Below are 8,086 nucleotides of genomic sequence, written 5' to 3' on the forward strand. Positions count from 1 at the left end.
TTGGCGCAGCATCTGGGCTTTCTGCCAGGCCTGTTCGTGACTGGCGCAGCGCTCGCGCCATTGTTGCAGGCCCTGCTGGTCGCCCTCGCTGGCGGTGCCCGACTCCAGCAATGCCAGCCACTGGGCGGCGGCGCGGGCGACCTGGCGCGGATCGCTGGCGGGGGCCGGGTTCACAGGTCCACCAGCAGGCAGTGTTCGTAGGCTTGGGCCATGTAGCGTTTGACCGTGCGCTCGCTCACCCGCAGGCGCTCGGCAATCTCGCGGTAACCCAGGCCTTCCAGCTGGCTCCAGAGAAACGCCCGGCGCACCCCGCTCGGCAGACCGTCGAGCAGTTCATCCAGGGCTTGCAGGGTTTCCAGGAGAATCCAGCGCTGTTCCGGCGAGGGCACGCAGGCCTCGGGCAGGGTCGCCAGGGCGTTGAGGTAGGCCTGCTCGAGGCTGCGCCGCTGGTGAAAGTTGATCAGCAGGCGCTTGCCCACGGTCAGCAGATAAGCCCGTGGCTCCTGCAACTGGGCCAGGGGCTGGGCGCTGCCCAGCACGCGCAAAAACGTGTCCTGGCTCAGGTCGGCGGCATCCCAGGCGTTGCCCAGGCGCCGCCGCAGCCAGCTTTCGAGCCAACTGCGGTGGTCACGGTACAGGTTGTCGAGGGTGTGCTCCGTTGGCAGTACGGCATCATTCATGGCAAGGGCACCCGGCGTGGCACGTTAAATCAAATGAGACTCATTCTATTTAATATCGCTCCCTGGCACACCTTCTTTCGTCGCCTTTACCGGACCGCCCTCTTCCCTATGGGTGATTCCCGTCGATTACCCTGGCTCGCTCAGCGCCGCCAAGACCCCAGGGGCAACTCCACCTCGCGCTCGGCCGCCGCCAGGGCCGCGCGCAGCCCCTCCTGGCCCAGCGGCACGCAGTACGCCGGCTTGGCCCGCTCAAAGCGCCAACTCTGATCCAGGCCACCGCCATCGACGGCGTCGAAACCGATCTGGTCCAGAAACTCGATCACCTGGGCCCTGGCCTGGGCGTCGTCCGTCGCGATCGGCAGCGCACGGCGGTCGGGCGCGGCCTTGGGCCGGCTGTCCTGCAACAGGTCCTGGGCGAGGATGGCGTTGAACACCTTGACCACCTTCGATTGCGCAAAGTGCTCGGCGAGCAGGCGGCTGGTGGTGATTTCAAAGCGATCGAGGGCGGCGATATGGCCGTCGCGGTCCGGGTAGTAATTGTTGGCATCCCACAGGGTTTTCCCCGCCAGCCACTGGGGGGCAATGCTGGCGTAATGCTCGAAGGGAATCGCCACCAGCACCACCTCGCCAAACCGCGCCGCCTCCTCGGCCGTGCCCACCTCGCAGCCGCTGATGCCACTGAGCACGCTGCTCATGGTGTGCGGCCCCCGGGAATTGCTGAGCATCACTGAATGCCCGGCCTTGAGCGCCAGTTGCGCCACGGCGCGCCCGATAAAACCTGCTCCGATAATGCCAATACGCATGTCGTTCTCCGCTCTTGGGTAAGAAGGCCCTATGATGATTAGCTACCAGAATCAGATAAATCGTCACCTCTTACATAGACTCATTACCAGGAGTATTGAATGGATCGCCTGACCAGCATGGGCGCCTTTGTGATGGCGGCCGACACCGGGTCCTATGCCCGCGCAGCGGAGCGCCTGGGCATGTCGGCGCAGATGGTGGCCAAACATGTGGCCGCGCTCGAGCAGCGACTGGGCGCACGACTGCTCAACCGCACCACTCGGCGCCAGAGCCTGACCGAGCTGGGCAGCGCCTATTACGAGCGCTGCAAACACATTGTCAGCGAAGCCCAGGCCGCCGATTCCCTGGCGCAGATCATGAACGACACCCCTCGCGGCAAGCTGAAAATCAGCGCACCGGTGACCTTTGGTTCCTACAGCCTGATGCCCCTGGTCACCGACTTCTTGCGCCTGCACCCGGAGGTGGAGATCGATCTGCACCTGACCGATCGCTTCGTCGATCTGGTGGAGGAAGGCTTCGAGGTGACGTTTCGCATCGGCCCCCTGGCCAACTCCAGCCTCACCGCGCGGCCGTTGGCGCCTTATCGGCTGGTGGCCTGCGCCGCGCCGCGCTACCTGGCCGAGCGCGGCACGCCCCAAGTGCCGAGCGACCTTGAGCAGCATGAATGCCTGGGCTACGCCTACTGGTCGCGCCCGGCCGACAGCGAATGGACCTTCAACCAAGGCACCACCGTGCACCGGGTGCAGGTCAGCAGCCGCTTGCATGTCAACGAGAGCAAGGCGCTGATGAGCGCCGCGCTGGACGGCTTTGGCGTGGTCCTGGGGCCGGAGGATTTTCTGGCGCCGGCGCTGCAACGGGGCGATCTGGTGCGCCTGCTGAGCGACTTCAGCGCGCCGAGCCGGCAGATGCACCTGCTGTACACCGCCCATCGGCAGAAGACCGCCAAGGTGCGGCACTTTATCGAGGCGGCGCTGGCGCGCTTTGGCGGCTGATCCTGAACGGTATGCGCCGGGCCGGTTTTTTATGGCGCTTGGCATGGCGCCTGCCCGTGCGCAGGTTTAGGCTGGCGAGCGGCGAGTTTCAATGCGCCTCTTGCCACCAGGATGCCGAACCGACATGGATCTTTGCCAACGCCTCACCCTCGCCGCCACCCTGATCCTCGCTGCCCTGCCGGCCTGGGCCATGGAAGGCCGAGGTTCTCCCTCCGACAGTTCTACCCTGTACAGCATCGGCGGCACCCTGCTCACCAGCGCCTTCACCACCGAGCCGCGAACATTTCTCAGCTTCGCCAAAGATGACGCCACCAGCTTTGTCGCCTCGAACGGCGCGATTCGCGGCGCGCAATTTGAACGCGCCGTGCGCGACTACCACAGCCACTCCCCCGCGCCGCACATGAGCGACGACCAACTGGCCCAGGCGATAGCCGCGCGGTAGACGCCACCTTGTAGCCGCTGGCCGTCACGAACGCTGGAGATGGGCCGGGTGAATGGGGAGCGTGACTGAGCTTTATTGGCTGTCGGCAGCCCACAACCAATTCCACATGCCCGGCAGGTGCACGCTTTGCGCGCTGCTGCGCACGGTGCGGGCCATGACCGCGCGTTGCAGTTGCCGGGTGTCGTCGTAGAAGGGTTTTTCGGCGGTGGCCACACCCGTGGCGCGCGCGCTGTCCATCAGGATCTGCAGGTACTCCTGCAGGTGCCGTGCGGTGTAGCGGTTGAGGTCATGGAAGGTCACCACCAGCGGAATCACCCCATCCACCTCCGGCAGCGCGCCCACGGCGATCTGCTCGCGCACTTCGGACAACTGGCGCAGCAGATTGGCCCGGCGTCGCGGGCTGGCGGTAATGCCCCAGACCTTGCCGTCATTGGCACTCAAGTCGGTCAGCAGCACCTGCAAGCCATGGCGCTGGTAGGCGGCAAAGGTGCGTTTGTCGTAATTCCAGAACGGTGGGCGCAACAGGCTCGTCGGCGCGCCGCTGATGGCCGCGAGGTCGGCGCTGCCATCGCTCAGTGACTGTTCGAGTTGCTCCGGGCTCAGGGAGCGGTGGTTGGTGTGCCACGGGGTGGCGGTGTGCAAACCCAGCAGATGGCCCTGGGCATGCTCGCGGGCCATCAGCTCGCGGCCAATCTCGCTGCCACCGGCACGGGACGCGCGGGTCTGGACGAAAAACACCGCCTTGATTCCCGGCAGCAACGGGTTGTGCGCCAGGTCATCGAGCACCGACTGCGTTGGATTGAACAGGCTCGAGGCGCTGGGGCCGTCATCAAAGGTCAGCAAAAAGCGGATCGGCGGTTGGGTTTTCAAGCGCTGTTGCGTCTGCGCCGTGAGTTCGATCGGCGCACTGATACAGCCGCCCAGAGCGCCAGCGATGGCCAAGGCGCACAACAGGCCAGTGAGATGTTTCATGGTGGTCGCGTCGATCCGCAGCAAGTGCGACACCCGCCCCAACGCCTGGGGCGTTGCGGCCCGGACGAGTGCCAGGTCGGCACCTGGCGCCACCGATCACGGCGGCAGCTCAAGGTGATTTTTTTACTCTCTCCTTGAGCGGGGCCAACGGTCATGCACGCTGGACTCCAGCGCCGCCGGGCCACTTGAGCAGCCTCTGCGTGAGCCATAGGACTGGCGCCCGGCCCACGAGTTCAGCCCCCCCGCCCGGCAATCACCCCTTGCGCAACGACACCGTCGCGCTGAAGGCTCAAGCACAGGCTTTACAAGGCCGGACAGCTGAGCCAGAGTTCGCCACCGCGGCGTGCTCCAGCGCCGCCCACTGCTTGCCAAGGACCCCCGCCATGGATTGGAACGCCCTGCAGAACGCCCTGTTCGACAGCGCCCGCGACACACTGGAAACCCTGTTGAACGAGGGCATTCCCGCGCCCTATGCCGTGGCCTTTCATGCCAGTTACCGCGAAGAGGATCGGGTGATCGACCTGCCCTCTCTCGCCGTCAGCAGCGAGGCCACCCTGGAGGAAGATCATGGCCCAGGCCAGCCCCGGGACATCAGCGGCGTGCGCTGGAACCCCGCCGATTGGCGCTGGGATTGGGAGCTCGATGACTACGCCAACCCGGCGCTGCAGGCCTGGGATCAGCCGTTGCAAATCGAAGCCAACCGCGCGGGCCCGCAACATTGGCAAGAGGTCGAAGCGCAGTTCGTCGCCAGCGTGGCGCAGGCGGCCCGGGCCTTGCGCGAACACTTCAAGGACGACCCCCGGGTCGATCGGCATTTCGTCGCGCTGTTCCATGATTTCAACGACGAAGTCGGCCTGGCCCGGGCCAGCATGCTCCCCGAGCTGTTTGCCTGGCACTTTCCCGAAGAGGTCGCCATCGACCGCCTGCGCGAAGAAATCGCCACCTTGCCCTATGCCGAACAGCTGAGCTTTTACCTCGACCGCCTGCAACGCACTCAGCGCATCGGTTCCGAAGAAGCCCAAGCCTGGCTGATCGCCCAGGGGCCCCGTGCCAGCAGCGCCTTGATCGAACGCCTGCACCAGGTCAAAGACCCCTATGCCATCGCCCGTATCCTGGGCCTGGCCGGGCATGCCGACACGGCGGTGATCGAGGCGTTGCGCCAGCGCCTGGGCCAGGCCAAGCAGGAGACCACGCGCCATTGGTGTGCAAGGGCCCTGGCCTGCCTGGGCGATGTCGAGTGGTTGCTGGGGCAGGCCGACGATGTGGCGGTGGAGGGGCTTTGCACGCCGTTGAGCCACATCAACGATAAGCGCACGCAACCGGCGGCCCTGGATTACAGCGTGCTGATCAGCCTGCTCGAACAACGTCCGGGGGTGACCGCAGCGGTGGAAGAGGCCCTCAAGCCAGGCAGCTCCTTCACCACCATCAACGATCAGGACCTGCCCCAGGCCCTGGCGGGCCTGGCCTCGCCCTACCGGGTGATCCGCCGCCACGCCGCCTGTGTCCTGAACAACCGCTGGCTCGGCGCCGCCGCCCAGGCTCAGGCCATCCAGGGCTTGTTGCAAGCGCTGCAGGATGACGACGAAAAGGTCCGCTACCTGGCGCAACTGGGCCTGGAAGGCTTGCGCCACAGCTGAGAGGCCAGCCGGTTGCCCAGCATTTTGTAAAACATCTGCCGCACCGTCCGCCGAATTCCAGACGCGCGACGGCGGCAGTTCTGTTAAAACCCGTGCTCTGTGTTTTCTGCGTGGTGACCCCTTCCATGACTGCATCCCTGCTCAAGCGTGCTGGCCGGCGCTGGCTGTCCCTGCTGTGCATGGCCCTTTTTCTGGTCGGGGTGCCGGTGGGCTGCCAGGTGCTGGAACACCAGGAACGCAAACTGGTGTTTCGCATCGAGCCCGGTACGGCCGGCTGGTACCACGGCCTGCCCAAAACCGTGCGCGAACTGGAGCTGACGCCCAAGACTCTCAAGGCCGGGCAGAACATTCATGCCTGGTGGTGGCCGGCGGCCCGCGCCGATGCGCCGGCGATTCTGTACTTGCACGGGGTGCGCTGGAACCTCACCGGCCAGCTGTTTCGCATCGAGCAACTGCATGCCCTGGGCTATTCGGTGCTGGCCATCGACTACCGTGGTTTCGGCCAAAGCCAGGGCGACCTGCCCTCGGAACGCAGCGTGTACCAGGACGCACGCATCGCCTGGGACAAACTCCTGGTGCTGCAACCCGACGCACGCAAACGCCTGATCTACGGCCACTCACTGGGCGGCGCGGTGGCCGTGGACCTGGCGGCCGAACTGGGGCAGCAAGCCGCCCGCAACCACACGCCGGTGGCCGCGCGCGGGTTGATTATCGAGTCCTCCTTTACCAGCCTGGCCGATGCGGCCGCCGCTATCGGCAACACCTCGCTGCCGGTGCGCTGGCTGCTGTCGCAGAAGTTCGACTCGATCGACAAGATCGACCGCATCGGCATGCCGCTGCTGGTGGTCCACGGCCTGGAAGACCGCTACGTGCCGTCGCGCTTCAGCCAGCAACTGTTCAACGCCGCGCAACAGCCCAAGCAACTGCTGCTGATCCCGGGCGGCACCCACAACAACAGCATGAGCCTGGCCGGCAACCGCTATCGCCAGGCCATCAACACCCTGATGCAGGCCAAGCCACCGGCCAAAATGGCCGGTGGCCTGCCTACTGCGAAACCTACCGGATAAGGCCATTGCCCGGCGTTGGCGCTCAGCCTTCGAGCGCAGCCGCCACCGAGTCGGCGATCGGCGTGGTGCCGCGCCCGATCAGCCGGCTCAGTTGCTGGCCGTCATCGAACAGCGCGCCCTTGGCCGCAGCCGCGTCGGAGTCGGCCAGCAGTACGGCGAACCCTTCGGGCAGGCCGATGCCCAGCAGCGCAGCCTGGTACTCCTCCTGGGACAGATTCTGATAAACCAGGGGCTTACCGGACTGGCGGGCGGTTTGCGCCGCCAGTTGCTCAAGGGTGTAGGCGCTGTCGCCGGCCAGTTCGTAGACTCGCCCGGCCTGGCCTTCGCTGGTCAGCACCACGGCGGCGGCCTCGGCGTAATCAGCACGAGCCGCCGAAGCGATGCGGCCCTGGCCGGCGGCGCCCAACAACACACCGTGCTCCAGGGCCGTGGGCAAGCCGGCGCTGTAGTTTTCGCTGTACCAGCCATTGCGTAGCAACACATGGTCCAGGCCCGAGGCGCGCAATGCCTGTTCGGTGGCGAGATGTTCCGCCGCCAGCCCCAGGGCCGAGGTATCGGCCCGCAGCACGCTGGTGTAGGCCAGCAGTTTGACACCGGCGGCCTTGGCCGCATCAATCACCGCGCGATGCTGCACAGTGCGCTGGCCGATTTCGTTCGAGGAAATCAGCAACAGGCGCTCGACGCCGACCAAGGCTGTGGCCAGGGTTTGCGGCTGGCTGTAATCGGCCTGGCGCACGGTGACGCCCAGGGCAGTCAGGTCCCGGGCCTTGAGGGGGTCGCGTACCAAGGCCAGCACTTCGCTGGCGGGCACCCGTTGCAATAACGCATCGATCACCAGACGACCCAACTGTCCGGTGGCACCTGTGATAGCAATCATGGGGAAAATCCTTGTGTGCAGACGAGAGAGCGCCCACCCTATCGCCCTGGCTAACTTTTAGTAAGTACGTACAAAAAGGTAAGTACCATGAGCGTTTCCGAAGACCTGCCCCTGCCCTTGAGCGCCAAGCTGCGACGCGGCGAACTGATGGACGCCCATTGCCCGTCCCGGGATGTGCTCAAGCACATGACCAATCGCTGGGGCGTACTGGTGCTGGTGATCCTGCTCGGCGGCACCCACCGCTTCAGCGACCTGCGACGCAAGATCGGCGGGGTCAGCGAAAAAATGCTCGCCCAGACCCTGCAAGGCCTCGAAGGCGACGGCCTGGTACTGCGCCGCTCATTGCCCGTGGTGCCGCCCCACGTCGAATACAGCCTGACGCCCCTGGGCCAGGAAGCCGCGCAACGGGTCCAGGCGCTGGTGGACTGGATCGAAGAAAAACTGCCGGCAATCATGGCCTTTCGCCGTGAACGCGACGATTCACCACAACTGCCCCTGTAGCCGCTGCCGCAGGCTCGGCAGCGGCTACAAGGACGCGAACGAATCAAAACCAGGCCGGCCGGAAAGCCGCCGTCTTGCTCTTGATGTTGATCTAAGCGCCCCGTTAAACCACGCTGG

At 65.5% G+C, this 8,086-nt stretch carries 10 protein-coding genes; 5 read left to right on the forward strand and 5 right to left on the reverse strand.

What is annotated here, in order from left to right; genetic code table 11:
• From CF161_RS00470 to CF161_RS00480, 3 genes are all read right to left on the reverse strand, one after another.
• On the reverse strand, positions 1-174 hold a 174-nt coding region (locus CF161_RS00470), incomplete at its 3' end, for a DUF4880 domain-containing protein (RefSeq protein ID WP_020294562.1).
• Complete coding sequence (locus CF161_RS00475; RefSeq protein WP_020294563.1) at positions 171-680, reverse strand: sigma-70 family RNA polymerase sigma factor; 510 nt, start codon at positions 678-680, stop codon at positions 171-173. The genes CF161_RS00475 and CF161_RS00470, both read right to left, overlap by 4 nt.
• Positions 681-820: 140 nt before the next feature.
• On the reverse strand, positions 821-1,483 hold the full coding sequence (locus tag CF161_RS00480) for an NADPH-dependent F420 reductase (RefSeq protein WP_020294564.1): 663 nt from the start codon (positions 1,481-1,483) through the stop codon (positions 821-823).
• 99 nt (positions 1,484-1,582) lie between these two features.
• Between CF161_RS00480 and CF161_RS00485 the strand changes: the two genes are divergently transcribed.
• Both CF161_RS00485 and CF161_RS00490 read left to right on the forward strand, forming a co-directional pair.
• The gene (locus tag CF161_RS00485) at positions 1,583-2,473 is read left to right on the forward strand and encodes a LysR family transcriptional regulator (protein ID WP_020294565.1); all 891 of its coding nucleotides are present in this window, start codon (positions 1,583-1,585) and stop codon (positions 2,471-2,473) included.
• A 124-nt stretch (positions 2,474-2,597) separates the two neighbouring features.
• A complete protein-coding gene (locus CF161_RS00490) occupies positions 2,598-2,915 on the forward strand; it encodes a DUF2388 domain-containing protein (protein WP_020294566.1) in 318 nt (105 codons plus the stop codon).
• Between the two features lie 72 nt (positions 2,916-2,987).
• Here the strand turns inward: CF161_RS00490 and CF161_RS00495 are convergent, their stop codons facing one another.
• The gene (locus tag CF161_RS00495; protein WP_043228271.1) at positions 2,988-3,887 is read right to left on the reverse strand and encodes a polysaccharide deacetylase family protein; all 900 of its coding nucleotides are present in this window, start codon (positions 3,885-3,887) and stop codon (positions 2,988-2,990) included.
• 383 nt (positions 3,888-4,270) lie between these two features.
• Between CF161_RS00495 and CF161_RS00500 the strand changes: the two genes are divergently transcribed.
• On the forward strand, positions 4,271-5,524 hold the full coding sequence (locus tag CF161_RS00500) for a DUF4303 domain-containing protein (RefSeq protein WP_020294568.1): 1,254 nt from the start codon (positions 4,271-4,273) through the stop codon (positions 5,522-5,524).
• A 125-nt stretch (positions 5,525-5,649) separates the two neighbouring features.
• Positions 5,650-6,591: an alpha/beta hydrolase gene (locus CF161_RS00505; RefSeq protein WP_020294569.1), complete on the forward strand. Its 942-nt coding sequence runs from the start codon at positions 5,650-5,652 to the stop codon at positions 6,589-6,591.
• A gap of 22 nt (positions 6,592-6,613) precedes the next feature.
• Here the strand turns inward: CF161_RS00505 and CF161_RS00510 are convergent, their stop codons facing one another.
• Positions 6,614-7,468 carry an SDR family oxidoreductase gene (locus CF161_RS00510; protein WP_020294570.1) on the reverse strand — a complete coding sequence of 285 codons (855 nt, stop codon included), beginning with the start codon at positions 7,466-7,468 and terminating at the stop codon, positions 6,614-6,616.
• An 87-nt stretch (positions 7,469-7,555) separates the two neighbouring features.
• Here CF161_RS00510 and CF161_RS00515 point away from each other — a divergent pair, with 87 nt between their 5' ends.
• The gene (locus CF161_RS00515; protein ID WP_020294571.1) at positions 7,556-7,969 is read left to right on the forward strand and encodes a helix-turn-helix domain-containing protein; all 414 of its coding nucleotides are present in this window, start codon (positions 7,556-7,558) and stop codon (positions 7,967-7,969) included.
• Positions 7,970-8,086: the final 117 nt, after the last annotated feature.

This window comes from Pseudomonas sp. CF161 (assembly GCF_000416215.1).
GTDB lineage: Bacteria > Pseudomonadota > Gammaproteobacteria > Pseudomonadales > Pseudomonadaceae > Aquipseudomonas.

Excerpts from the sequence above, each read along its gene's own strand:
- CF161_RS00515 (WP_020294571.1), top strand. The coding sequence starts at position 7,556 with ATGAGCGTTTCCGAAGACCTGCCCCTGCCCTTGAGCGCCAAGCTGCGA.
- CF161_RS00485 (WP_020294565.1), top strand. The coding sequence starts at position 1,583 with ATGGATCGCCTGACCAGCATGGGCGCCTTTGTGATGGCGGCCGACACC.
- CF161_RS00495 (WP_043228271.1), bottom strand. The coding sequence starts at position 3,887 with ATGAAACATCTCACTGGCCTGTTGTGCGCCTTGGCCATCGCTGGCGCT.
- CF161_RS00480 (WP_020294564.1), bottom strand. The coding sequence starts at position 1,483 with ATGCGTATTGGCATTATCGGAGCAGGTTTTATCGGGCGCGCCGTGGCG.
- CF161_RS00500 (WP_020294568.1), top strand. The coding sequence starts at position 4,271 with ATGGATTGGAACGCCCTGCAGAACGCCCTGTTCGACAGCGCCCGCGAC.
- CF161_RS00505 (WP_020294569.1), top strand. The coding sequence starts at position 5,650 with ATGACTGCATCCCTGCTCAAGCGTGCTGGCCGGCGCTGGCTGTCCCTG.
- CF161_RS00510 (WP_020294570.1), bottom strand. The coding sequence starts at position 7,468 with ATGATTGCTATCACAGGTGCCACCGGACAGTTGGGTCGTCTGGTGATC.
- CF161_RS00475 (WP_020294563.1), bottom strand. The coding sequence starts at position 680 with ATGAATGATGCCGTACTGCCAACGGAGCACACCCTCGACAACCTGTAC.
- CF161_RS00490 (WP_020294566.1), top strand. The coding sequence starts at position 2,598 with ATGGATCTTTGCCAACGCCTCACCCTCGCCGCCACCCTGATCCTCGCT.